The sequence below is a fragment of the Amycolatopsis sp. NPDC104819 genome (assembly GCF_055583145.1).
This window is the reverse complement of record NZ_JBVJON010000023.1, coordinates 12,022-35,040: the sequence shown is the minus strand read 5'-3', so window position 1 is coordinate 35,040 and position 23,019 is coordinate 12,022. Positions and strand designations below refer to the sequence as shown.

Annotated in this window: 22 protein-coding genes; 12 read left to right on the top strand and 10 right to left on the bottom strand. The window is 70.4% G+C overall.

Annotated elements, in window-relative coordinates:
* Window positions 1-19 precede the first annotated feature (19 nt).
* Complete coding sequence (locus ACZ63E_RS43845) at window positions 20-1,297, bottom strand: four-carbon acid sugar kinase family protein (protein WP_465342248.1); 1,278 nt, start codon at window positions 1,295-1,297, stop codon at window positions 20-22.
* A gap of 183 nt (window positions 1,298-1,480) precedes the next feature.
* Here ACZ63E_RS43845 and ACZ63E_RS43840 point away from each other — a divergent pair, with 183 nt between their 5' ends.
* The 4 genes from ACZ63E_RS43840 (at window position 1,481) to ACZ63E_RS43825 (ending at window position 5,588) form a co-directional block, all read left to right on the top strand.
* Window positions 1,481-3,325: an Hsp70 family protein gene (locus ACZ63E_RS43840; protein ID WP_465342247.1), complete on the top strand. Its 1,845-nt coding sequence runs from the start codon at window positions 1,481-1,483 to the stop codon at window positions 3,323-3,325.
* Window positions 3,326-3,374: 49 nt separating this feature from the next.
* Window positions 3,375-3,569 carry a DUF3046 domain-containing protein gene (locus tag ACZ63E_RS43835; RefSeq protein ID WP_465307881.1) on the top strand — a complete coding sequence of 65 codons (195 nt, stop codon included), beginning with the start codon at window positions 3,375-3,377 and terminating at the stop codon, window positions 3,567-3,569.
* A gap of 239 nt (window positions 3,570-3,808) precedes the next feature.
* On the top strand, window positions 3,809-4,855 hold the full coding sequence (gene recA, locus ACZ63E_RS43830; RefSeq protein WP_465342246.1) for a recombinase RecA: 1,047 nt from the start codon (window positions 3,809-3,811) through the stop codon (window positions 4,853-4,855).
* A gap of 187 nt (window positions 4,856-5,042) precedes the next feature.
* Window positions 5,043-5,588 (top strand): regulatory protein RecX, encoded by a 546-nt coding sequence (locus tag ACZ63E_RS43825; RefSeq protein ID WP_465342245.1) that lies wholly within the window; start codon window positions 5,043-5,045, stop codon window positions 5,586-5,588.
* 13 nt (window positions 5,589-5,601) lie between these two features.
* Here ACZ63E_RS43825 and ACZ63E_RS43820 read toward each other — a convergent pair whose 3' ends face one another.
* The 4 genes from ACZ63E_RS43820 to edd form a co-directional block, all read right to left on the bottom strand.
* Window positions 5,602-6,864, bottom strand: a complete 1,263-nt coding sequence (locus tag ACZ63E_RS43820; protein WP_465342244.1) for an MFS transporter — start codon at window positions 6,862-6,864, stop codon at window positions 5,602-5,604.
* A 22-nt stretch (window positions 6,865-6,886) separates the two neighbouring features.
* Window positions 6,887-8,863, bottom strand: a complete 1,977-nt coding sequence (locus ACZ63E_RS43815; protein WP_465342243.1) for a PEP/pyruvate-binding domain-containing protein — start codon at window positions 8,861-8,863, stop codon at window positions 6,887-6,889.
* A gap of 213 nt (window positions 8,864-9,076) precedes the next feature.
* Window positions 9,077-9,682 (bottom strand): bifunctional 4-hydroxy-2-oxoglutarate aldolase/2-dehydro-3-deoxy-phosphogluconate aldolase, encoded by a 606-nt coding sequence (gene eda, locus ACZ63E_RS43810; RefSeq protein ID WP_465342242.1) that lies wholly within the window; start codon window positions 9,680-9,682, stop codon window positions 9,077-9,079.
* Window positions 9,679-11,559 carry a phosphogluconate dehydratase gene (gene edd / locus ACZ63E_RS43805; RefSeq protein WP_465342241.1) on the bottom strand — a complete coding sequence of 627 codons (1,881 nt, stop codon included), beginning with the start codon at window positions 11,557-11,559 and terminating at the stop codon, window positions 9,679-9,681. The genes eda and edd overlap by 4 nt, the downstream gene beginning before the upstream one ends.
* 254 nt (window positions 11,560-11,813) lie before the next feature.
* Between edd and ACZ63E_RS43800 the strand changes: the two genes are divergently transcribed.
* The 7 genes from ACZ63E_RS43800 (at window position 11,814) to ACZ63E_RS43770 (ending at window position 17,901) form a co-directional block, all read left to right on the top strand.
* Window positions 11,814-12,101, top strand: a complete 288-nt coding sequence (locus ACZ63E_RS43800) for a hypothetical protein (protein ID WP_465342240.1) — start codon at window positions 11,814-11,816, stop codon at window positions 12,099-12,101.
* Window positions 12,098-12,922 (top strand): hypothetical protein, encoded by an 825-nt coding sequence (locus ACZ63E_RS43795; protein WP_465307865.1) that lies wholly within the window; start codon window positions 12,098-12,100, stop codon window positions 12,920-12,922. Before ACZ63E_RS43800 ends, ACZ63E_RS43795 begins: the two co-directional genes overlap by 4 nt.
* Window positions 12,923-12,974: 52 nt before the next feature.
* On the top strand, window positions 12,975-14,891 hold the full coding sequence (locus tag ACZ63E_RS43790; protein ID WP_465342239.1) for a fumarate reductase/succinate dehydrogenase flavoprotein subunit: 1,917 nt from the start codon (window positions 12,975-12,977) through the stop codon (window positions 14,889-14,891).
* A 73-nt stretch (window positions 14,892-14,964) separates the two neighbouring features.
* On the top strand, window positions 14,965-15,717 hold the full coding sequence (locus ACZ63E_RS43785; protein ID WP_465307861.1) for a succinate dehydrogenase/fumarate reductase iron-sulfur subunit: 753 nt from the start codon (window positions 14,965-14,967) through the stop codon (window positions 15,715-15,717).
* Complete coding sequence (locus tag ACZ63E_RS43780; protein WP_465342238.1) at window positions 15,714-16,304, top strand: hypothetical protein; 591 nt, start codon at window positions 15,714-15,716, stop codon at window positions 16,302-16,304. Before ACZ63E_RS43785 ends, ACZ63E_RS43780 begins: the two co-directional genes overlap by 4 nt.
* A gap of 12 nt (window positions 16,305-16,316) precedes the next feature.
* Window positions 16,317-16,841: a GNAT family N-acetyltransferase gene (locus ACZ63E_RS43775; RefSeq protein ID WP_465342237.1), complete on the top strand. Its 525-nt coding sequence runs from the start codon at window positions 16,317-16,319 to the stop codon at window positions 16,839-16,841.
* Window positions 16,842-17,073: 232 nt separating this feature from the next.
* The gene (locus tag ACZ63E_RS43770; RefSeq protein WP_465342290.1) at window positions 17,074-17,901 is read left to right on the top strand and encodes an amidohydrolase family protein; all 828 of its coding nucleotides are present in this window, start codon (window positions 17,074-17,076) and stop codon (window positions 17,899-17,901) included.
* Here ACZ63E_RS43770 and ACZ63E_RS43765 read toward each other — a convergent pair.
* Entirely contained in the window at window positions 17,888-18,739 is an 852-nt protein-coding gene (locus ACZ63E_RS43765) for a helix-turn-helix domain-containing protein (RefSeq protein ID WP_465342236.1), read from the bottom strand. The genes ACZ63E_RS43770 and ACZ63E_RS43765 overlap by 14 nt on opposite strands.
* Window positions 18,740-19,042: 303 nt before the next feature.
* Between ACZ63E_RS43765 and ACZ63E_RS43760 the strand changes: the two genes are divergently transcribed.
* Window positions 19,043-19,732: a YoaK family protein gene (locus ACZ63E_RS43760; RefSeq protein ID WP_465342235.1), complete on the top strand. Its 690-nt coding sequence runs from the start codon at window positions 19,043-19,045 to the stop codon at window positions 19,730-19,732.
* Here ACZ63E_RS43760 and ACZ63E_RS43755 read toward each other — a convergent pair.
* From ACZ63E_RS43755 to ACZ63E_RS43740, 4 genes are all read right to left on the bottom strand, one after another.
* The gene (locus tag ACZ63E_RS43755; RefSeq protein ID WP_465342234.1) at window positions 19,686-20,423 is read right to left on the bottom strand and encodes an SDR family NAD(P)-dependent oxidoreductase; all 738 of its coding nucleotides are present in this window, start codon (window positions 20,421-20,423) and stop codon (window positions 19,686-19,688) included. The genes ACZ63E_RS43760 and ACZ63E_RS43755 overlap by 47 nt on opposite strands.
* Before the next feature lie 75 nt (window positions 20,424-20,498).
* A complete protein-coding gene (locus ACZ63E_RS43750; protein WP_465342233.1) occupies window positions 20,499-21,362 on the bottom strand; it encodes an amino acid ABC transporter permease in 864 nt (287 codons plus the stop codon).
* Window positions 21,359-22,006: an amino acid ABC transporter permease gene (locus ACZ63E_RS43745; RefSeq protein WP_465342232.1), complete on the bottom strand. Its 648-nt coding sequence runs from the start codon at window positions 22,004-22,006 to the stop codon at window positions 21,359-21,361. Before ACZ63E_RS43745 ends, ACZ63E_RS43750 begins: the two co-directional genes overlap by 4 nt.
* An 83-nt stretch (window positions 22,007-22,089) precedes the next feature.
* Complete coding sequence (locus ACZ63E_RS43740; protein WP_465342231.1) at window positions 22,090-23,016, bottom strand: glutamate ABC transporter substrate-binding protein; 927 nt, start codon at window positions 23,014-23,016, stop codon at window positions 22,090-22,092.
* Window positions 23,017-23,019 lie beyond the last annotated feature (3 nt).

Here is a 23,019-nt window from a genome sequence, read left to right as displayed (position 1 = left end):
CCGGTGGCCAGCACGTGGTTCAGGTGTTCCAGACAGGCGACTGTGACAACCGAGGCTTCGCCTCGGGCCGGGGGCTTCGCCACCCGGACCCCCGAAAAGCGGCCGAGGCGTCGCGCCCGCCGATCAGCCCACCCTTGGTGGCGAAGGGCAGCCCGGTGTGCGGGCCGCCGGAGAGCCGCCCGGCGACCGCGAGCGGCAGGACTTCAGTGTCGATCTCGAAGCCGTCGGCTCCGAGCGCCTTCGTGATCTCGACGGCGATGTCGCCGCCGGTGGCGTAGAGCCCGCCGATCCGGTGCGCGCCGAGGACCAGCCGGGCGGCTTCCCCCAGCGCCGGGGGGATCTTCGCGGCCACCTCCGGATCCACCGGCGCGCCCGGGGCGGGCGCCCGGGTCCGGATACCCACCACACGGTGCCCGGCGGCGAGGAGTTCGCCCGCGGCCGCGGCGATCGACGGCGGATCGAGCTTCTCCGGATCGACGTCGACGTATCGGGCGTCCAGCACCAGCTCGGTTTCCAGCAGCTGGTCGTGCGTCTGCCCGGTGATGCTGCCGACCACCGCGAGCACCGGCGGGACGGTGCCGTGGCCGGGCGCGAGGCCGAGCGCCGCGGCCAGCCGGATGCCGAACGGGCCCGAGTCCACCGAGATCCACCGGGTGCCCTCCGCGGCCAGCCGGGCGGCGGCGCGGGCAAGAGTGGTCAGGTGCCGGTTCGTGGTGGCGTCGCAGACGACGATCGCGGCCGGGCGACGCAAGGCCGCCTCGACCGCGTCCACCCCCTCTTCGACGATGTCCAGCGGCAGCTCGGCGATCTCCCGGTCGGTGGGCTGCAGGAGTGCGCGGATCCGCGACGTTTTCACCGGGGCCAGCGGGTCGCGTGACGCAGGGCTTTCGGCCAGCGGCACGCCGTCGACCAGGTGCAGCCCGCCGAGGGTGACCCGCCCGGCGTCCGGGAACGCGGGCACGACGAGAGCGCGGGCGTCCGGCGCCGAGGCCAGGACGGCTTCGGTCTCCACACCGACGTTGCCGCGCAGTGTCGTGTCCACGCGCTTCACCGTCAGCTCCACCGGCCCGGCCAGCTCGATCGCGGTCCGCACCGCCTGCGCGGCGTGTGGTGGCGAGGCGTGGCGGGTACCCAGGTTCACCACGAGGGCGTCGATCCCGCTCTCCGCGCGGAAGCAGGGCGCGTCCGGTTCGAGCGGCGCGTTGACAGAAACCGCGCGCAGCCCGAACCGCGCATACAGCGCTCCGGTCGCGTTGCTGCCGGTCAGGTCGTCCCCGAGGACGAGCAGCTTCGGCACCGAACCCTCCCTTCTGCGCGGTCTGTGCAACTTCGATGATCGAACTGCGCAACTATCGTGCACCGAGATCACGCCCCGAGTCAAGGAGCGGCGACTTTCGCGGGTCCGCACGCACGGTCACCGCGCGCATGGCAGCATCACGGCGAACGCCGTCAAGGCGTGTTTTTCGTGAAGGGGAGTGCTGTGCGGATCCTGTCGGTGGACCTCGGGACGTCCAACACCGTCGCCGTGCTTTCGGCGCACGGTATGCCGCCCCGGGTCGTCGAGGTGGACGGCTCGGCCAACATGCCCTCGGCGGTGTTCGCCACCGAAGAGGGCACGATCATGGTCGGCCGCGACGCCGAGCGGCGCGCCCGCCTCGACCCGACGCGCTTCGAGCCGAACCCCAAGCGCCGCATCGACGAGCAGACCCTGCTGCTGGGCACCGACGTCGTCCCGGTGACCGACGCGCTGGCCGCCATCCTGCGCCGCGTGCTCGAAGAAACCTCCCGCCAGCTCGGCGGCGAACAGCCCGACGAAGTCCGGCTGACCCACCCCGCGCAGTGGGGCCAGACCCGCCGCAACGTGCTGATGTCCGCCGCCCGGCTCGCCGGGATGGGCCCGAACATCCTGCTGGTGCCCGAACCGGTCGCCGCGGCGGCGCACTTCGCGTCGTTCCCGGGCAAGGCGCTGGCCCCCGGCCAGGCGCTCGCGGTCTACGACCTCGGCGCGGGCACCTTCGACGTCGCCGTCGTCGGCGCCACGCAGAACGGCTTCACCGTGCTCGCCGAGGACGGCCTGCCCGACCTCGGCGGCCTCGACGTCGACCAGGCGCTGATGGTGCACGTCGGGCGCGAGGTCTCGCACTCCGACCCGCAGCGCTGGCAGCGGCTGCTGCGGCCGGAGTCGACCGCGGACCGGCGCACGCGACGCGCGCTGCAGGAGGACGTCAAGGCGGCCAAGGAGGCGCTGTCGCGGCACCCGCAGACCGAGGTGCCGATGCCCGAGCCGTTCAAGGACGTCCTCGTCACGCGCGGTGAGCTGGAAGGCCTGGTCCGCCCGGCGATGCTGCGCAGCGTCGAACTGCTTTCGCGGACGCTGCGCTCGTCCGGGCTGGCCCCGGACCGGCTGGCCGGCATCTACCTCGTCGGCGGGTCGAGCCGGCTGCCGCTGGTCGGCACGATGATCGCGGAGAAGCTCGGGGTCGTGCCGGGCAGCCTCGACCAGCCGGAGACCGCGGTCGCGCTCGGCGCCCAGCACGTCGCCCGCGACGGGCTGGGGACGCGCACCCAGAACGTCGAAGGGGCGGTGGCCGCCGGCGCGCCGCCGCAGCGCCCGCAGTACGCGCCGCCCTCGCCCCCGCCGCAGTACCCGGGCTACGCGCCGGCGAACTTCCCGTCCAGCGGGCCGCAGCAGATGTCGAACTTCCCCTCGTACTCGCCCTCGCCCGAGCCGGCCGAGCCGAAGCCCGGCGGGAAGAAGAAGCTGGTCATCGGCATCGCGGTCGCGGTCGTCGTGGTGCTCGCCGCGGGGCTGACCTTCTTCCTGACGTCGTCGTCCGCCACGACCACCTACACCGCCGACCAGTGCAAGACACCCGGCCAGGCCGACGACAAGGGCCTCACCGGCTGCCTGCGCCAGCTCGCCGGGAAGATCGCCGACACCGGCGACTGCAAGCCGGGCATGGGCAACGGCCCGGCGGCGCCGGCGGAGAACCTCGGCGCGGCCTCGACCTGCTCGGCGCCGGGCCGCGCGGGCACGCAGGTCACCTACGTCCAGGGTGACAGCGCCGACGCGCTCAAGCAGTACACCGACGGCCTGCTCAGCTCGGCGGGCGGCGACCGCACCGAGGCCGACTGGGGCGGCAACGGGCTCAAGGGCCACTACTCGTCGGCCGCCGGCAAGACGTCGGCGGTGCTCGTGTTCACGGTGTCCGACCGGCCCCTGGTGGGATTCATCTACCAGCTGAACTCGAGCGACCAGGCCGCGGCGACCACACCGGGCACCCTCGCCGACTACTTCGAGGCGAGCGTCCAGCCCGGCGAGTAGCCACCGGGCGCGAACGGGCCGTTCGCGCCGCCCGGATACCATGGGGCCGATGCGGATCACGGTTTTCCGGCGCCTGATGGCCGAGGAGTTCGGCCCCGGCCGGGCCCAGGTGCTGGCCAGGGACCACGTGCTCAGCGCGCTCGGCGGGCGCACCGTCGACCAGGCGCTGACCGCGGGAGTTTCGGCGAAAGAGGTCTGGCGGGAGGTCTGCGCCGCCTTCGACATCCCACCCGAACGGCGCTGACCTGGGCGGATCCGCCCGGGTCCTGACCCGGGCGGGCGAAAATCCTAGCGCAAGGGTGTGTCGCTGCCGACCTCGAACAGGTGTTCGTCTATGGTGTTGTCCACATCGGGTCCAGCGATCCACAGATTGGGCGCCGCGCCTGGAATTGTCGGTCCCCGCCGCTAGCGTCGGACCGGACAGCTGAAGAACAGACACACAAGAGCCCTCGACGGGGGCTCGGACCAGCGAGGTGGACTTCCATGCCTGCAGCACCCGACAAGGACAAGGCGCTCGAGCTCGCGCTCGCGCAGATCGACAAGCAGTACGGCAAGGGCTCGGTCATGCGGCTCGGCCAGGACGGCCGCGCGCCCGTCTCCGTGATCCCGACCGGCGCGATCGCCCTCGACGTCGCGCTCGGCATCGGCGGGCTGCCCCGCGGCCGCGTGATCGAGGTCTACGGCCCGGAGTCCTCCGGTAAGACCACGGTCGCCCTGCACGCGGTGGCGAACGCCCAGCGCGCCGGTGGTATCGCGGCGTTCATCGACGCGGAGCACGCGCTCGACCCGGAGTACGCCAAGAAGCTCGGCGTCGACACCGACGCGCTGCTCGTCTCCCAGCCGGACACCGGTGAGCAGGCGCTGGAGATCGCGGACATGCTGATCCGCTCCGGCGCGCTCGACATCCTGGTCATCGACTCGGTGGCCGCGCTCGTGCCGCGCGCCGAGATCGAGGGCGAGATGGGCGACTCGCACGTCGGCCTCCAGGCCCGCCTGATGAGCCAGGCGCTGCGGAAGATGACCGGTGCGATGAACAACTCCGGCACCACCGCGATCTTCATCAACCAGCTGCGCGAGAAGATCGGCGTCATGTTCGGCTCCCCGGAGACGACGACCGGTGGTAAGGCGCTGAAGTTCTACGCGTCGGTCCGGCTCGACGTGCGCCGCATCGAGACGCTCAAGGACGGCGGCGAGCCGGTCGGCAACCGCACCCGCGTCAAGGTCGTGAAGAACAAGATGGCCCCGCCCTTCAAGCAGGCCGAGTTCGACATCCTCTACGGCCACGGCGTCTCCCGCGAGGGTTCGCTCATCGACATGGGTGTCGACCAGGCGATCCTGCGCAAGTCCGGCGCCTGGTACACCTACGAGGGCGACCAGCTCGGCCAGGGCAAGGAGAACGCGCGGAAGTTCCTGCGCGACAACCCGGACATCGCTAACGAGATCGAGAAGCGCATCAAGGAGAAGCTGGGCATCGGCGCGCAGGTCGACGCCGAGGCCGTCGAGGCTGTTCCGGCGCCGGTCGACTTCTGATCGAGGTCGTCGGGGATGGGGGAAGTGAGCTCGCGGAGTGCGCTCGCCTTGGTACCCGCCGCCGTGTTTTCCGGGGGTCGAACCCCCGGACCCCCGTCAGGGGGCAAGCCCCCTGGACCCCCGGTGTGGTCGCGCTGTGTGGTGAGCGCGGCTTTGAAGGCTCTGTGAACGACGAGGAGTGATCGAGGTGGCGAGGGCGCCCAAGGTCCCGCCGGCCGAGTTGCCTCCCGAGGAGCGGTACAAGAAGGCCAAGGAGGTCTGTTACGACCTCCTGGCCGTGCGTGCGCGTACTCAGGAGGAGCTCCGGCAGGCGTTGCGCCGCAAGGGGTTCGACGAGGAGACCAGCGAAACCCTGCTCGGCAAGCTCGACCGGGCCGGGTTGGTGAACGACGCCGAGTTCGCCGAGCTGTGGGTGAAGTCCCGGCACGAGACCCAGGGGCTCTCCCGCACCGCGCTGATGGCCGAGCTGCGGCGCAAAGGCGTCGACGACGAAGTCGCGGCGCAGGCGGCGGGTGAGGTCGACCGCGAGTCCGAGGAGCAGATGGCCAGGGAGCTGGTCCGCAAGCGCCTCGGATCGCTGGGCAACGTCGACGAGCAGACGGCGCTGCGCCGGCTGCTCGGCTTCCTGGCCCGCAAGGGTTATCCCCAAGGGCTGGCGTACACGGTGATCAAGGAGGAGCTCCACGAGTACGGCGCGGAGTCCACCCTTCTTGACGACGCCTACATCGACTGACCTCGCGACCGTCTTACGCCGTGGTGACCGGCACCGCCTCCCGCTCGGCCGGCCGGCGCCGGTCCGAGCGGTGCTTGCGGACCACCAGCAGCAGCACCGCGAGCAGCGCCATCACCACACACGTGACCACGGCCGAAAGCACCAGGAACTCGTCCAGCTCACCCGCCGCCAGGTACGCGCCCAGCGCCACGGCGACCAGCGCGCACACCGCTCGGTCCACAATGGACTCCATCGAGAGCAGCGTCGCGCGGTAGCGGGAGTCCGGGATGGAGTCGTTCAGCAGCTGCTTCTGGACCGGGAACGAGATCCCGGTCGCCACCGCGAAGACGCACAGCAGCACCACCGTCGGGAAGGAGCCCAGCGGGACCACAAAACCCAGGCACAGCGCCATCACGACCGTCAGCGTGAACACCGTGCCCACCGGGCCGATCGCCCGGCGGAGGCGGTGCGGGCGGGCCGCGCCCAGGGCTTCGAACACCGTCATCGCGGCCAGGACCGCGCCGTACCAGTTCACCGACAGGGACTTCGACTCCAGGATCGGCTGGAACAGGTTCACCTGGCAGATCCGCACGAGCGTGAACATCGCGATGCCCTGCACCATCAGCAACACCAGCCACCGCGACGAACGCAGCGCTGACAGCGCGCCGCCGACTCCCGCCAGCAGCGACGCCGTCTTACCCGCGGTGCGGCGGCCGCCCGGGATCGCCGGGAGCTTCAGTGCGAACAGCAGGGCCACGGCGGCGTTGATCGCCGTCAGCCAGTACGGGGAAGGGAGGTTCCACGTCATCAGCAGGCCGATCACCGGCCAGTACACGATCTTGCCGACCAGGCTGTACGCGCGGCCGACCCCTTCCACACGCAAATAGTGTTCCCCGGAGCCGTGAGCGTGCAGGTACTCGTACAGGTACGCGCTCTGGGCGCCGGAAACCAGTGAGCGTGCCAAGGCGATCAGGATGAAGTGCACCAGGAACCCGGTGTACGAGCCGGAAAGCACCGGCACCAGGTTCGCCATCACGAGCACGCCCGCGCCCGCGGCCAGGGACGTGCGGTAGTCGAACCGGTCGGCGATCATCCCGGTCGGGATCTCCAGCAGGCAGAACACGAGGTAGTAGATGCTCTGGATGCCGAAGATCTCGCCGTCGGACAGGCCGACGAGCTTCTGGTACTGGTAGAAGATCGGCACCCACAGCAGCAGGCCGAAGAAGAACTGGAACCCGTAGGTCAGCCGGACGGTGCGCTGCACGGCCGGTGGTGCGGGCAGGCGAAGGCCCAGCATGGTGAGGTCTCCCGGAAGAAGGTCAGGCCGAATAGGGGCGCAGCTGCACGATGTGGACGTGGTCGCCGTCGGCGAGCCACTCGATGTCCACCGGCGAGCCGAACGTGTAGTCCGGCGAGAAGTGGCCCTGCAGCAGCCGGCCGGCGATCGCCAGGCGCTGCAGCTGGTCGTGGGCCCGCGCGTCGAGATCCGCCGCCGCGTCGCCGAGCGACACCGTGCGGCCACCGCCCTCGACCGTCGAGTACAGGTACTGCATGGGCAACGCCGAACCGTCGACGACGTCGGTCACGCGAGGCGACACGTTGACGTACACCGTGCGGAAGTCCGCGCGGTTCATCGGGTTCGTCGTCACGAGCACACCGCCGAAGCCGGCCGAGACCTGCTCCTGGATCACCACGCCCATATAGCACTCGTCGAGGGAGATCCCGGCCTGCCGCCGCAGCCGGACGCTGCGCACCGACACCAGTGAGGCCCAGACTTCCTTGACACTGGCGAAGATCCGCTCGGCCGTCGTGACGTGGTTGAGCGACTCGTAGATCCCGGCGGCCGAGAACCCGGCGAGGTCTTCGGCGTTCGACGAGCTGCGCACGACGAACGTCCGCACGCCCGCGAGCTGCGACACCAGTGCCGAGTCGATCTCCCCGGCGAGCGCGCCCGGCATCCGGGCCGACCGGATCAGCGCCTGCAGCTCGACGCACAGCGGCTCGATCTCCCGTGCGTCCAGCTCCAGGGCCATCTTCAGCTTGCCGATGGCCTGCTGGATCCGCGGTGACGACTCCAGGAACCGCCGCTGCAGCGAGAACGGCAGCGCGATGCCGCGGGGCACGCGGATGTGGTCGTCGAGCAGCCGGTGGGCCGCGGCGGCCAGGTCGGTCGCCGAGGCGCAGGCGGGGACGTCCAGCAGCCGCGCCAGGTGGGGGAGGAGGTTGTCCCGCGGCGGCCGCGGCACCTGGTAGAAGCCGAGCAGCCGCTGCGAGCCGTGGGCCAGCACGTGGTGCAGCTCGCCGAGGTTCGCCGCCTTCGTGCCGTAGCGGTACCGGTCGGCCGCGCGCAGCCGCGCGAGGTTCACGATCGGGCTGTGCGCGGACTCCGGTTCCTCCAGCGTGACGCGCTGGGCGTACCAGCCCGGCGGCGTCGCCGCGGCCGGCTCGGGAACCTCCCGCAGCGTGAGCGCCTGGGCGTCCACCGTGTACTCGACCCACTTGCCGTCGAGGCCGCGGCGCTCGATCTCGGCCAGCGCGCCGAGCTGGACGGCGTTCGGGATCTGCCAGCCGGTGGCCAGGACGTTGGTGTGCGACAACGGCGTGGTGTGCCGGGCGTTGACGATGCCGGCCAGCCGTGGGATGTCGTCGGGCACGCGGTCCATCACGATGATGTCCGACCAGTCCAGCGTCGCGGCCCGGTACTCGGCCTCGCTGCGGAAGGCGCGCAGCCGGCCCGTGGCCGTGCCCGGGTTCAGCGCGACGAACGGCGCCGTCGAGAACAGCTCGTGCGCGAACACCCGCGGCAGCTCGGCAGCCGGGATCTCCCGGACGAGCCGTTCCTGCCGCTGGTTGGCCGGCTTGAACAGCAGCGGCAGCGCCGGGTCGACGTACCGCGCGACAAAGGCGTGGAACTCGCGGATCAGCTCGGCCGGCATCGTGTCGACCTCGACCGTCTCCAGCGAAAGCATCCGCGGGTGCTGGGCGAGGATGCCGAGCAGGAACCGGCGGTCCGGCGCGTGGTAGAACGCCTGGTTGTACACGTCGATCTCCGCGCGCACGCGTTCTTCGGGGATCCCGAGGATCTCTTCGCCGATATAGATCGCGTGAAAGGAATGGCGCGCGTCGTTCAGGAAGTGGATCACCGCGTTTTCGCGGTCCACCACGACCTTGACAAAGGAATAACCGCCGAGGGCGCCACCCAGCTGGTGCAGGGCGGACAGCGAAAGACGTTCGCCGATGAGTGCGGCGACGTTCTCGGGGGCGGGACTGGGGGCGACCACATCGGTCAGGGACACCGGATCTCCTCGCTCGAAACAGCGAGGAGGAACGATAACAAGGGGTGAATCACCGACCGTGGCGCAAATGGCCCGCTCACTGGCACAAACGGGCGAACGCATGACCGCCGCCACACCCGTTGGGAGCACCGTTCCAGCGCGTGGGAACGGTGCTCCCGGAATCCGGACGTCGATTCCGCCGTTCGGGTCCGTAATTCCCCGGGGTGATCTCGGCTACAGCTTCGCGGCTTCCGCGGCCAGTTTCTCGATCGTCGCGGAATCGAGCGAGGCCGTCAGCCACGAACCGCCGATGCAGCCGACGTTCGGCAGCGCCAGGTACGAAGGCGCCGACGCGACCGTGATCCCGCCCGTCGGGCAGAACTTCAAGCCGGGCAACGGGCCCGCGATCGACTTCAGGTACGCGACGCCGCCGGACGCCTCCGCCGGGAAGAACTTCAGCGCCGTGAGCCCGCGTTCGGCCAGCTTCATCGCCTCCGACACCGTGCTCGCGCCGGGCAGGAACGGCAGCCCGGTCTCGAAGCACGCGTCGACGACGGCGTCGGTGCAGCCGGGCGTCACGAGGAACTTCGCACCCGCGTCGGCCGCCTGCTTCGCCTGGTCCGGCGACGTGACCGTGCCGGCGCCGAGGACGATGTCCGGCACCTCGGCCGCGACGCGCTCGATCGCCGACAACGCCGCCGGGGTGCGCAGGGTCAGCTCGATGACCCCGATCCCGCCGGCGAGCAGCGCCCGCGCCGTGGGCACCGCGTCGTCGGCGTCGTCGATCACCACGACGGGCATCACGGGGGACAGCTCGAGCAGGTCCTGACCGGTGGTCACTGACCGACCTCCTGGGTTGCGAAAGCGGGCGTTCCGAAGTGCTCCGGCGTCAGGCCGCCGAACACCGAAGCGCCCTGGTCGGCGGGGCCGACGGCACGGCGCAACGCGGCGAACAGCTCTCGGCCGGTGCCGGTCCAGGATGCTTCGGACGGCGGTGCGTCCACAAGCTCACGCCGGGCGAGTTCTTCGTCACCGACCAGCACGTCCAGCGAGCCCGAAGACGCGTCGAGCCGGATGACGTCGCCGTCGGCGATGCGGGCGATCGGGCCGCCCGCCGCGGCTTCCGGCGTCACCTGGATCGCGGCCGGGATCTTGCCCGACGCGCCCGACATACGCCCGTCCGTGAGCAGCGCCACGGCGTGCCCGCGGTCCATCAGCACGCCCAGCGCGGGGGTGAGGCCGTGCAGCTCCGGCATGCCGTTCGCCCGCGGGCCCTGCTGCCGGAGCACCACCACCACGTCGCGGTCCAGCTCGCCGGCCTCGAACGCCGTCTTGAACGCCTCCTGGGAGGTGAACACCCGCGCCGGCGCCTGGACGACCCGGTGCTCCGGAGCCACCGCGGACACCTTGACCACCGCACGGCCGAGGTTGCCCTCGACCATTCGCAGCCCGCCGTCCGCGGCGAAGGGCCGCCACGCCGGGCGCAGCACCTCTTCGTCGAGGCTGCGGGTGGGGACGTCGCGCCAGACGAGCTCGCCGTCGGACAGGATCGGCTCGGCGCGGTAGCGGTGCAGCCCGAACCCGGCGACCGTGTGCACGTCCTCGTGCAGCAGCCCGGCGTCGAGCAGCGTGCCGACCAGGAACTGGATGCCGCCGGCGGCGTGGAAGTGGTTGATGTCGGCGCTGCCGTTGGGGTAGACCCGCGCCAGCAGCGGCACGACGGCCGAGAGGTCGGAGAAGTCGTCCCAGGTCAGCTGGATGCCCGCCGCCGCGGCGACGGCGACCAGGTGCATCGTGTGGTTGGTCGAGCCGCCGGTCGCGAGCAGCGCGATGACGCCGTTCACGAACGCCTTCTCGTCGAGGATCCGCGAGACCGGCGTGTACTCCTCGCCGCGCGAAATCGCGACGATCCGCCGTCCGGCCTCCTCGGTCAGCGCCTGGCGCAGGGCCGAACCCGGCTGGACGAAGCTGGCGCCGGGCAGGTGCAGGCCCATCACCTCGACGACCATCTGGTTCGAGTTGGCCGTGCCGTAGAAGGTGCAAGTGCCGGCGGAGTGGTACGACGCCGCTTCGGCGTCGAGGAGGTCTTCGCGCGTCGCGAGACCCTCGGCGTAGAGCTGCCGGACGCGCGCCTTCTCCTTGTTCGGCAGGCCGGAGTTCATCGGCCCGGCCGGGACCAGCACGGCCGGCAGGTGCCCGAACGACAGGGCGCCGATCAGCAGGCCGGGCACGATCTTGTCGCAGACGCCCAGCAGCAGGGCCGCGTCGAACATGTCGTGCGAGAGGGCGATCGCCGTCGACATCGCGATGACCTCGCGGCTGAAGAGGGACAGCTCCATGCCCGCGCGGCCCTGGGTGATGCCGTCGCACATCGCGGGGACCCCGCCGGCGAACTGGGCGACCCCGCCCGCTGAGCGCACCGACTTCTTCAGCCAGGCCGGGTACTCCTGCATCGGCTGGTGCGCCGAGAGCATGTCGTTGTAGGACGAGACGATCGCGACGCCCGGGGCGCGCGCGGCCCGCAGGGCTGCCTTGTCGCCGCCTTCCATGGCGGCGAAGCCGTGGGCGAGGTTGCTGCACGCGAGGCCGCGGCGGACCGGGCCTTCTTCGTGCGCTTCGGCCGTGCGGCCGAGGTAGGCGGTGCGGGTCGCGGCACTGCGCGCGGTGATGCGGGCGGTGACTTCGGCGACGGTCGCGTTCAGGGCGGTGGGGCTCATGTCCGGCTCCGGATCACTGGTGTGTGGTGGTCCGCGGGACGGCAGCGCTGACGCCTCTGGGTCGTGACACTGGCCACAGTACCTCGGGAAAACGCCGAATCAAAATCGATTCAGAAGATCCACCCGCGTGACCCCGATCACCCCGGGAACCGTTAGTGTGCTAGTTGTCACATCTGCACGACGCGTGGCAAAGCCCTACGGCGAGCGATCGCCCGGCCGGCTCCCTGCCAGCCCCACCACCACCGGGAGGAATGATGTCCACCTCCGAGATCGCCGAGCTGCGGCGAACCATCGGCCAGCTCAGGCAGTGCGTCGGCGCACTGCGCTCTCGTTACGGCGACGCGTCGGCGGTGCGCCGGCTCGCCAACGACGTGGAGCGCCTCGACATCGACACCGCGGACCTCGACGGCACGCCGCCGGCCGTGCCCGCCCAGGCGAAACCCGCCGAGCGCGTCCCGGTACCCGACACCCCCTACGACCCGTCGCTGTGGCACGGCGCGGACGACGAAGGCGTCGGCGGCTACAAGCGCGACCAGCGGTGAGCGCTCCGGCTGACAACGGCGTCGGCACCGGCGTCCGGTCCCCGAAGCGGGCCCGGATCGCCGAACGCACCCTGCGGACCGACCGATGGTGGCTCCAGCCCCTGCTCACCGTGCTCGGGTTGGGCGCCTTCATCATCTACGCGACGGTCCGGTCGTTCGTGCGCACCGCTTACTGGGTGCCGGACTACCACTACCTGACGCCGTTCTACTCCCCGTGCCTGTCCACCTCGTGCGTCGAGGGCTCGAGCCACTTCGGACACTGGTTCGGCGACCTGCCTGGGTTCATCCCGCTCGGGTTCGTCGTGTTGCCGTTCCTGCTCGGGTTCCGCCTGACCTGCTACTACTACCGCAAGGCCTACTACCGGGCCGTGTGGTTCTCGCCGCCCGCGTGCGCGGTCGCCGAACCGAAGGCGAAGTACACCGGCGAGACGCGGCTGCCGCTGATCATCCAGAACGTCCACCGCTACTTCTTCTACGTCGCGCTGGTCGTCTCGCTGGTCAACACCTACGACGCGATCACCGCGTTCCACGGCAAGACCGGCGGCTTCGGCTTCGGGCTGGGCAACCTCATCCTGCTCGCGAACGTCGTCCTGCTCTGGGCCTACACGCTTTCCTGCCACTCGTGCCGGCACGTCACCGGGGGCAGGCTGAAGCACTTCTCCAAGCACCCGGTGCGGTACTGGATCTGGACCCAGGTGACCAAGCTCAACACCCGCCACATGGCGCTGGCCTGGACGACGCTCGGCACGCTGGTGCTGACCGACTTCTACGTCATGCTCGTGGCCAGCGGCGCGATCTCGGACCTGAGATTCGTCAACTAGCGCTTCCCTCTCCCGACAAGCGACGTCCCCAGTTCCGAGGTGGAATTCTTTTATGACCGAGGTCGAACGCCACAGCTACGACGTGGTGGTGATCGGGGCCGGCGGCGCCGGTCTGCGCGCCGTGATCGAAGCTCGCGAGCGCGGTTTCCGCGTGGCCGTCGTGTGCAAGTCCCTGTTCGGCAAGGCGCACACGGTGATGGCCGAGGGCGGGTGCGCCGCCTCGATGGGCAACGCGAACTCGAACGACAACTGGCAGGTCCACTTCCGCGACACCATGCGCGGCGGCAAGTTCCTCAACAACTGGCGGATGGCCGAGCTGCACGCCAAGGAGGCGCCGGACCGCGTCTGGGAGCTGGAGACCTACGGCGCCCTGTTCGACCGCACCGCCGACGGCCGGATCAGCCAGCGCAACTTCGGCGGGCACACCTACCCGCGGCTGGCGCACGTCGGTGACCGCACCGGCCTCGAGCTCATCCGCACGATGCAGCAGAAGATCGTGTCGCTGCAGCAGGAGGACTTCGCCGAGACCGGGGACTACGAGGCGAAGATCAAGGTCTTCGCCGAGTGCACGGTCACCGAGCTGCTCACCACCGACGGGAAGATCGCCGGCGCGTTCGGCTACTGGCGTGAGAGCGGCCGGTTCATCCTGTTCGACGCGCCCGCGGTCGTGCTCGCGACCGGCGGCATCGGCAAGTCGTTCAAGGTGACGTCGAACTCGTGGGAGTACACCGGGGACGGCCACGCGCTGGCCCTGCGGGCGGGCGCGAAGCTGATCAACATGGAGTTCGTCCAGTTCCACCCGACCGGCATGGTCTGGCCGCCGAGCGTCAAGGGCATCCTCGTGACCGAGGGTGTCCGCGGTGACGGCGGGGTGCTCAAGAACTCCGACGGCAAGCGGTTCATGTTCGAGTACGTGCCCGAGGTGTTCAAGGGCCAGTACGCGGAAAGCGAAGAGGAAGCCGACCGCTGGTACGCCGACGCGGACAACAACCGGCGCACGCCGGACCTGCTGCCCCGCGACGAAGTGGCCCGCGCGATCAACTCCGAGGTCAAGGAAGGCCGCGGCTCCCCGCACGGCGGCGTCTTCCTCGACATCGCCAGCCGGCTGCCGACCGAGGAGATCAAGAAGCGGCTGCCGTCGATGTACCACCAGTTCAAGGAGCTGGCGGACGTCGACATCACGGCCGAGCCGATGGAGGTCGGCCCGACCTGCCACTACGTCATGGGCGGCATCGAGGTCGACCCGGACACGGCGGCGGCGAGCGTGCCCGGCCTGTTCGCGGCCGGCGAGTGCTCGGGCGGCATGCACGGCTCCAACCGGCTCGGCGGCAACTCGCTGTCCGACCTGCTGGTGTTCGGCCGCCGCGCGGGCCTCGGCGCGGCCGAGTACGTGGACGGCCTCGCCGACCGGCCCGCGGTCGCCCAGTCCGATGTGGACGCCGCGGCGAAGATGGCGCTCGCGCCGTTCGACCCGCCTTCCGGTGCCACGGCGGAGAACCCGTACACCCTGCACACCGAGCTGCAGCAGTCGATGAACGACCTGGTCGGCATCATCCGCAAGGCCGGCGAGATCGAGCAGGCCCTGACGAAGCTCGCCGAGCTGCGGCAGCGGATCCTGCGCGTCACGGTGGAAGGGCACCGGCAGTTCAACCCCGGCTGGCACCTCGCGATCGACCTGCGCAACATGCTGATGGTCAGCGAGTGCGTCGCGAAGGCGGCCCTGACGCGGACCGAGAGCCGCGGCGGGCACACCCGCGACGACTTCCCGGGCATGGACGCCGAGTGGCGGCACAAGCTGCTGGTGTGCTCGGCGTCCGAGGGGGACAACCCGGTCGTCCCGGACATTGGCGTGGTGGTCGAGGAGCAGGTGCCGTTGCGGCAGGACCTGCTGGAGCTGTTCGAGTTCGGCGAGCTCGGGAAGTACTACACCGGCGGAGAGCTCGAGACGCACCCGGGGAGCAAGGCATGAGCGAGCTTGCGAGCGAATCATTCAACACAGCGCTTCCGGCTCAGGCGGCACCGAGCGACAGCGAGGTGTGCGCATGAGCTACAAAGCGAGTTTCCGGGTCTGGCGCGGCGACGACACGGGCGGCGAGCTGCAGGACTTCACGGTGGAGGTGAACGAGGGCGAGGTCGTCCTCGACATCATCCACCGGCTGCAGGCCACCCAGGCGTCGGACCTCGCGGTGCGCTGGAACTGCAAGGCGGGCAAGTGTGGCTCGTGCTCGGCGGAGATCAACGGCAAGCCGCGCCTGCTGTGCATGACGCGGATGTCGACGTTCACCGAGGAAGAGGTGATCACGGTGACGCCGATGCGGACGTTCCCGGTGATCCGCGACCTCGTCACCGACGTGTCGTTCAACTACACGAAGGCGCGGGAGATCCCGTCGTTCACCCCGCCCGCGGACCTCAAGCCCGGTGAATACCGGATGCAGCAGGTGGACGTCGAGCGGTCGCAGGAGTTCCGCAAGTGCATCGAGTGCTTCCTGTGCCAGAACACCTGCCACGTGGTGCGTGACCACGAGGAGAACAAGGAAGCCTTCGCCGGCCCGCGGTACCTGATGCGCATCGCCGAGCTGGAGATGCACCCGCTCGACGTCGCGGACCGCCGTGACGCCGCGCAGGAGGAGCACGGCCTCGGGTACTGCAACATCACCAAGTGCTGCAGCGAGGTCTGCCCGGAAGGCATCCACATCACCGACAACGCGCTCATCCCGATGAAGGAGCGCGTCGCCGACCGCAAGTACGACCCGATCGTGTGGCTGGGCAACAAGCTCTTCCGCCGCGATCAGTGACGCTGTCCCGTTCGACGCTCGCGAACCGTGTGCTCGCCGCTCTCGAGGCGGCGGTCGCCGGTTCGCGAGCGTCGTTACGGGGTTCGCTCGCGTTGGGGACCGAGGACGCCTACAGCGACATCGACGTCGAGTGGCAGGTGCCCTCGGCCGCGTTCCCTTCCTGTCTCGATCTCGCGTCGGTGCTGGCCGCGGTCCAGCCGGTCGCCTCGGTGCGGTTCTCGCCGGACTTCCTGCACTCGCCGGTCCAGCGACTGGTTTTTGTGCGCTTCCAAGGAGTTCCGCTGTTCTGGCGGCTCGACCTGGACGTGCGCACCGAAGCCGCCGACGACGTTCCCGTGCCCGCCGCTGACGGCGAGTGGTCGCGTCCCGCCAGTGCGCTGGCCAATGCGCTCGGCGCGGTGAAGGCCGTCGCGCGCGGCCGGTTCGACGATGCGCGGGGGCTGCTCGACCGGGGTTTCGAGCGGATCGGCTCGGCCGACCGGGCCACCGGCGAATGGGCGGCCGACATCGCGCGGCTCGCGGACGCGTGCTCGCGCCGGGAAGCGGAGCTGGGCGGGTTCGCGGCGGAGATCGTCGGGCTCGCGTGACAAGGTGGCAGCATGGAGATCGAGCTGCTGCCGCCGTCCGCCGGGCCCGCGCTGGTCGCGCGGATCACCGCTCTTGTCAACCAGGTCTACGCCGAGTCCGAGAAGGGGCTCTGGCTCGGCAGCACCGACCGGACCTCGGCCGACGAGGTGGCCGGGTTCGTGCGGGCGGGGGAGATCGCCGTCGCCTTCGTGGACGGGGACTTCGCCGGGTCGGTGCGGGTCCGGCGGCTCGACAGCAGCACCGGTGAGTTCGGCATGCTCGCCGCCGATCCTGCGCGGCGCGGGCTCGGCATCGGGCGGGAGCTGGTGGCCTTCGCCGAGCGGGTCAGCCGGGACGCGGGCTGTCGTGAGATGCAGCTGGAACTGCTGGTGCCGCGCGAATGGACCCATCCGTCGAAGCAGTTCCTCGCCGGGTGGTACGACCGGCTCGGCTACCGCGTGACCCATCGCGCCGACCTCGCCGAGGACTACCCGCACCTCGCGCCGTCGCTGGCCACGCCGTGCGACTTCCTCATCTACCGCAAGGATCTCGCGTGACGCTGCTGGCCGGCGCGCCTGTCGACGGCTCGCGGATCGCCGAGGTCGGGCCGGGCCTCGGCGGGGACGGACGGGTCGACTGTTCCGGCGGGGCTGCTGGCCCGCGGGATCACCACCGTCCGGGACGCCTGGGGCGCCGACGCCTGCTTTGCCAATCCGGCCAGAGGTAGGCCGACCCTCGAGCGAGAGGTGACCATAGCTACAAAAGCCATTCGGCCGTGACCGTGGCCGGATTGGCGAAGATTGGCAGAGTAAGCACGCGCTGCACGAAGGCTGGATCACCGGGCCGGACCTGCTGGTCAGCCTGCGTCAGCTCGGACCGACCGGCGGGCTCGGTGACACCTGGGACGCGACCGCGGGCGCCGTCGACAACTACGGCGACCCGTCGCTGCCGGACCCGCTGTTCGACGGGCCGGGCGCCGCCCGCGCGGCCGTCCGCCGGATGGTGCGCGCGGGCGCCGACTGGATCAAGGTCGGCGCGAGCGGCGCGATGCGGGCGATCCGCGAGGGCGTGGACGTCCGCCCGACCGACGACGAGGTCACGGCGTTGGTCGACGAAGCCCGCCGCTGCGGCCGTGACGCGCACGCGCACACGGCGGAGGCGGTGGTGTCGGCCGCCCGCGCCGGGGGGCGCAGCGTCGAGCACGGCACGTTCCTCGACGACACAGCTGTCGCCGCGCTGGCCGACGCCGGGTACGTGCCGACACTGTCGCCCCTGCACGACAGCGAGTTCGCCGACACACACCAGCGCTCGCTCCGGCTCGCGGTGGAGGCGGGGGTCCGGATCGCCGCGGGCTCGGACCTGGCCCCGCGTCCCCATGTCGACTTGACGACCGAGCTGCGGCTGCTGGCCGCGGTGCTCGGCGACGCGGCCGCCCTGAAGGCAGCCACCTCCGAAGCGGCGCGCCTGCTTCGCCTCGACGACGACCGCGGCCGCGTCGAGCCGGGCCTGCGCGCGGATCTCGTGCTGCTCGACGGCACCGACCTGGACGTGTCGGACCTGCCCGGCCGGATCCGGGCGGTCTGGCACGACGGGATCCGGGTTGTCACGTCTTCATGAGGTCGAACTCCTCGGTCAGACGGACGAGGAACTCCCGCGACTCCCGTTCGGACAGCGCGGCCTGCTCCAGCCGGGTGCCGAACCCGTAGAACGCTTCGACCGCCGCCCGCTCGTCGATGAACAGCCCGGCGGAGAAGGTTTCCTCGTAGGCCACCGACGGGTGTTCGGCGAACTCCAGGATCGTGAAGCGGCTGCCGATGAGGTGGTACGGCGGCGCCGACGCGGGGACGACCCGGATCGTGCAGTGGGGCAGGTTGGTCGCCAGCACCAGATACTGGAGCTGTTCGTGCATCAGCGCCGGGTCGCGCAGGATCGATCTCAACGTGTGTTCGTAGAGGAAGTAGACGCACTGGGGCGGGTTTCGGCGCTGCAGCAGCCGTTGGCGGTCGATCCGCTCCTGGGCCAGCAGCTTCAGCCGGTCGGTCGGGTACTGCCCGGACAGCTCGTGGAGCGAGCGGACGTAGTCCTCGGTCTGGAGCATGCCGGGCAGGGCCGCGGGACTGTTCGAAATCACCTTGGTGGCGAGGTTTTCCTGGACGATCAGGGACTTCGCCGGGTCGACGAGCGGGTCGAAGTACGGCCGTACCCAGTACAGGTCACCCGGGGGTTTGGTCAGTTCGAGGAGCCGCGCGCGCTCGGCGGCCTTCGTGCCGCAGTGGGCGAGGTAGATCGCGGCGTCGACCGGGGAGATGCGCCGGCCGTTCTCCCAGGCCGACACCTTCGACGCGGACCAGTCCGCGCGCCGGGCCACCTCGCGCAGGCTCATCCGCTTCAGTTCCCGCTGCCCCTTGAGTTCGACGGCCATTTCCCGGGTCCGCACGGTGCTCTTTTCGGTCATGCCCGCACGCTAGAGGGGACCCCCGACAAAACGCCCCGTGCCGCGCAGGGATTCACCGCAAGGAGGTCAGTGTTCCGCCTGTGTGACAACGGATTCCGCTCGCGAAGCGCTGCGAAGCAGCTTCGCATGGTGAAGCGCGCTTCGCGCGTGAGAGAGTGGTTGATAGGCGAGTTTCTTTGGCGGTGGCGGGTAAGGAAATGAATCGTTCGGTGAAGTTCGTCTCCGGAATGGAACTGAGCCGCCGGTCGTCGCGACCCTCGAAGACGGGACGCGAACCGGCCCGCCGGGTGGTTGACTTCGTCCATGGCTGAGACGAAGGCGCGGAACCTCGCCGCGCTGCTGCTGACGCTGACCGTGGTGACCGGGGTGGTCGACGCCGTCAGCTTCCTCGGGCTGGGGCGGGTGTTCGTCGCGAACATGACCGGCAACGTCGTGTTCCTCGGGTTCGCGGCGGCGGGCGAGACGACGTTGTCGGTGCTCGCGTCGCTGACGGCGGTGCTGGCCTTCCTCGCCGGCGCGCTCGCGGGCGGGCGCCTGGCCCGCACCGAAGACGAGTACGACACGCTTCGCCAGGCGACGGCGGTCCAAGCGGCGCTGGTGGCGGTGGCCGTCGTGCTGTCGGCGACACTCGGCAGCGGCACCCGGTTGGGCAGCGAGCTGCTGATCGTCGTGCTGGGCGTCGCGATGGGCCTGCAGAACGCCGCGGTCCGCCGGATCGGCGCGCCTGACCTGACGACGACGGTGCTGACGATGACGTTGACCGGCTTCGCGGCCGACTCGAAGGCGGCGGGTGGTCAGGGGGCGCATCCGGTGCGGAAGGTCGCCGCCGTGGGCGCGATGCTGGCCGGCGCCTTCGCCGGTGGGTTGCTGCAGCTGCACGTCGCGATGTGGACGGCCTTGACGCTGGCCTTGGTGCTCATCCTCGGTGTGCTGGTGGTGCTGCAGCTCAGCCGAGGGCGCGCCCGCCGTCCACCAGCAGACGCTGGCCCGTGATGAAGCCCGCCTCCTGCGACACGAAGAAGCTCACCGCCGCCGCCACGTCCTCCGGGGTGCCCAGGCGGCCCACCGGCACGCCCGCGCGGTAGGCCTCGCGCTCGGCTTCCGGGACCTCCGCGTGGCGCTCCACCGGGACGAACCCCGGCGCCACCGAGTTGACCGTGATGCCGTCCGGGGCCAGTTCGCGGGCCCACGAGCGGGCCAGGCCGACCTGGGCCGCCTTCGCCGTCGCGTAGGCCGAGCGGCCGACCGGCGGGCGGTCCGCCACCTCCGAGTCGATGTGGACGATCCGGCCGTAGCCGCGGGCGCGCATGCCCGGGAGCACCGCGTGGCCCAGCAGCACCGGGGACCGCACGAAGAAGTCCAGGTGCCCCAGGTGGTCCGGCCAGTCCACTTCGGACAGGAAGACGTCCGGCTGCGGGCCCGTCGCGTTGACGACCAGGACGCTGATCGGGCCCAGCAGCGCCGTCACCCCGTCGACCAGCTCGCCCACCTGGTGCCGGTCGGTGACGTCGGCGGCGAACGCCGCGGCCTTGCCGCCCTCGGCGAGGACCTCCTGGGCGGCGGTCTCGAGGTCGGGGTCGTCGTGCAGCGCGTTCACCGCCACCGCGAACCCGTCGCGGGCCAGCCGCCGGGCGATCGTGCGGCCCAGCCCTCGTGAGCTTCCGGTCACCAGTGCGACACCCATGCGCCCGACGCTAGGGGAGACCCCGGGACAGGACAAGGCCCCCGGGACGGATCCCGGGGGCCTCGAACGGGTGACTCAGGCGGCGGAGACGAGAGCCGCCTCGCCCGTGGCCGGGGGTGCGGCGCCCACGACCTTCTTGTTGCGGCGGTTGCGCCGCTCCAGGTACGTCGCCAGCGCCGTCAGCAGCAGGCACATCACGATGTAGATACCGGTGGCCACGATCGTCGACGGCACGATCGGCCGGCCGAACGCGCCCTGCGAGCCGATGTAGCGCGCGTAGTACAGCAGCTCCTGGTACGTGATGATGAACCCGAGCGCGGTGTCCTTCAGCAGCACGACGAGCTGGCTGATGATCGTCGGCAGCATCGCCCGGATCGCCTGCGGCAGCAGCACCAGGAACATGACCTGCGTCTTGCGCATGCCCAGCGCGTACGCGGCCTCGCTCTGGCCCTTCGGCAGCGACTGGATGCCCGCGCGGAAGACCTCCGCGAGCACCGAGCCGTTGTACAGCGTCAGGCCGAACACCACACCGAGGAACGGCGTGATCGGCACGCCGAGCGTCGGCAATCCGAAGTAGAAGAAGAACATCAGGATCAGCGCCGGGATGGCGCGGAAGAACTCCACGACGAACCCGCAGATCCCCCGGATCCAGGCGTGGTCCGACAGCCGTCCGGCCGCGAAGACCGCGCCGAAGATCAGCGCCAGCACCGTCGCGGCGGCGAACGCCTCCACCGTCGCGAGCACCGCGTTGGCCAGGTCGCTCTGGACCTGCGCGTACTGCAGCCACTCCCACTTGCGGGCCGTGAACTGGCCGCTGTCGTAGAAGCGCCACCCGATGTAGCCGACGAACGCGACGACCACGATGACGCCGACGACCGCGTAGGTCCGGTAGCGCAGCCGCGCCTTCGGACCGGGGACGTCGAACAGTACGTTGCTCATCGGGCCACGCTCCAGCGCTTCTCCAGGCTGCGTTGGACGAACGACAGCACGGCGACCAGGATGATGAAGCCGAGGGCCACCCACAGCAGGCCGACCAGCTGGTTCTCACCGCGTTCGGACAGGTACGAGCGGATCGCGCCGGCCTCCGCGACGGAGAAACCGGCGGCGATCGTGGTGTTCTTCAGCAGCGCGATCAGGGTGCTGATCAGCGGCGGCACGACCGAACGAAGCGCCTGCGGCAGCACGACCTGGCCGAGGATCTGGCCGAAGTTCAGCCCCAGCGCCCGGCCCGCCTCGGCCTGCCCGACCGGCACCGTGTTGATGCCCGAGCGCACGACCTCGCAGATGAACGCCGAGGTGTACACGGTCAGCGCCGTCACCGCGGCCGGGAAGTAGTCGAGCTTGACGATGTCGAGCAGCGGGTACGCGAACACGAAGAACGCGAAGACCAGCGTGAGCGGCGTGTTCCGGGCGATCGTCACGTACGCCGTGCCGACGGCGCGGAAGACGGGCACCGGGCTCACCCGCAGCATCGCGAGGATGGTGCCCAGGATCAGGCTGCCGATGGCGGAGAGCACGAACAGTTCGATCGTGCGGAGGAAGAACGGACCGAACAGGTCCAGGTTGGTGAAGAGGACGTCCATGGAGCCTTCCCCGCGTCCGTGGTCAGGTGGATGTGATGAGGCCGGTGGACCGGGCGCACCCGATCCACCGGCCTCGTGTCACGTCAGTACTTCTCGAGGGTCGGCTTCTTCGCCGGCGAACCGGACTTGCCGAGCGTCGCGTCGTAGATCTTCTGCCAGGTGCCGTCGTCCAGCGCCTTCTGCAGGATCTCGTTGACCTTGTCGCGCAGGACCTTGTCGTCCTTGTTGAGGCCGATGCCGTACTTCTCGGTCGAGAACGTCTGGCCGACGACCTTCAGGTTGTCCTTGTCCTGGGCCGCGTAGCCCTTGAGGATCGCGTCGTCGGTCGTGACGGCGTCGACGTCCTTCGACAGCAGCTTCTCGACGCACTGCGAGTACTTCTGGAACTCGACGATGTTGCCCGGCTCGGTCAGGTTCTCCGAGCGGACCTTCTGGATCGGCGTCGAGCCGGTCACCGAGCAGACCTTCTTGCCCTTGAGGGTGTCCTTGCCGGTGATCGAGCTGTCGTCCGCGCGCACCAGGAGGTCCTGGCCGGCGACGAAGTACGGCCCGGCGAAGGAGACGAGCGCCTTGCGCTTGTCGGTGATCGAGTAGGTGCCGACGTAGTAGTTCACGTCGCCGTTCGCGATCGTCTGCTCGCGGGCGCCCGAGTCGACCGTGCGGAAGGTGATCTTCTCCGGGTCGAAGCCGAGGCCGGCCGAGACGAGCTTCGCGATCTCGATGTCGAAGCCGCCGAACTTGCCGGTCGTCGGGTCCTTCTGGCCCAGGCCCGGCTGGTCGTCCTTCGCGCCGACGGTCAGCGCGCCGGCCGACTTCATCTTCGCGAACACCGGGGAGCCGGCCAGGTCGACGCCGGTCGCGACCGGGTAGGTCGGCAGCGCGGCGGCGTTCGAGCCGCTCTGGTCACCCGCGCCCGGCGAGGCCGGGGTGCCTTCCTTGCCGCAGGCGGTCATGGTGGTCAGCGTCAGACCACCTACGAGCAGTCCCACCGCGAGGGTGCGGATCCTCATGTG